General features: G+C 36.3%; 2 protein-coding genes and 1 pseudogene. All 3 read left to right on the top strand.

Annotated features, from left to right (window positions below; translation table 11 throughout):
• Positions 1 to 111 (top strand): annotated as a pseudogene (locus DMC01_RS15555) (DNA adenine methylase); the annotation flags it as partial.
• 124 nt (positions 112 to 235) lie between these two features.
• Entirely contained in the window at positions 236 to 418 is a 183-nt protein-coding gene (locus DMC01_RS12615) for a hypothetical protein (RefSeq protein ID WP_142694528.1), read from the top strand.
• Complete coding sequence (locus DMC01_RS14165) at positions 415 to 591, top strand: hypothetical protein (RefSeq protein ID WP_185908971.1); 177 nt, start codon at positions 415 to 417, stop codon at positions 589 to 591. The genes DMC01_RS12615 and DMC01_RS14165 overlap by 4 nt, the downstream gene beginning before the upstream one ends.
• Positions 592 to 837 lie beyond the last annotated feature (246 nt).

The raw sequence follows: 837 nt of genomic DNA, 5'->3' as shown, positions 1-837 counted from the left end.
CAAATGCCTGTTTTTTCAAACTTTTTTTGTGATTACGAAGTGGTGCAAAAGGAGGCAAATGAGCTAGCAAAAGAGCTTGAAACAGTGGATATAGCTTATTTTGATCCACCTTTGCGAGGGCCTTGTGAAAAAGAAGGCTCAATTAAACTTAAATCAAATTAAAAACTTATTAAATTAACGACTATGAAAAACAAAGGTCCGTTCCATAATTTCGCAGATATAATTTAGGGAAATTTTGAAGTATTTTTTACCTTGCCTTTCGTCTCCTCCCTTTGCTAGAATTGATTTAGAGGCGAAAAACATTGCTGATCTTTGCAAAATTTCTCGTGCTTGTGTGAATAGAATTTTGTGGGAAATCCACATTTTAACACTTAAAGAGTGTGAAAAATTAGCAAAACGAAGTTTCTTTAGAAAATGAGCACTGAGATTGAAGTTGATGAAAGTTGCTTTTTGCTTCCTTGCATTAGCAACTGCGTAGTAGAAGGTGAAAAAAGGGTGCGAGGTAAGCGTGGGCGTGAGGCTGAAAACGTCTATGTCTTTACTTCGTGTTATACACCCATTCCTTTGTTAGAAGGTATGCTAAACCGCTAGGTTAGCGTTTATACGCAAGTGGTAAAACAGTGCTTGATCAAAGAGCTATTGCCGATTATAAAGAACTTTTCAGAGCTGATAGAAAGTAGGATTTACAGCGATAATCTCAAATCCTACAGTGATTTGGTAGATTTTTCACAACGCTAGGCTCACAACTTTTCAAGAAGAAACAAAAACACATTATATGGTAAAGCACGCCAAATTCGAGTTTGCAAAGGGACGAAATCATATCAATGGAAATTGTGA

The sequence above is a fragment of the Campylobacter troglodytis genome (assembly GCF_006864425.1).
Lineage (GTDB): Bacteria > Campylobacterota > Campylobacteria > Campylobacterales > Campylobacteraceae > Campylobacter_D > Campylobacter_D troglodytis.
Note: the sequence above shows the minus strand (reverse complement) of the source record. Positions and strands in the feature narration are given on the sequence as shown.

Coding starts and splice junctions, on each gene's coding strand:
- DMC01_RS14165 (WP_185908971.1), top strand. CDS start 415: ATGAGCACTGAGATTGAAGTTGATGAAAGTTGCTTTTTGCTTCCTTGC.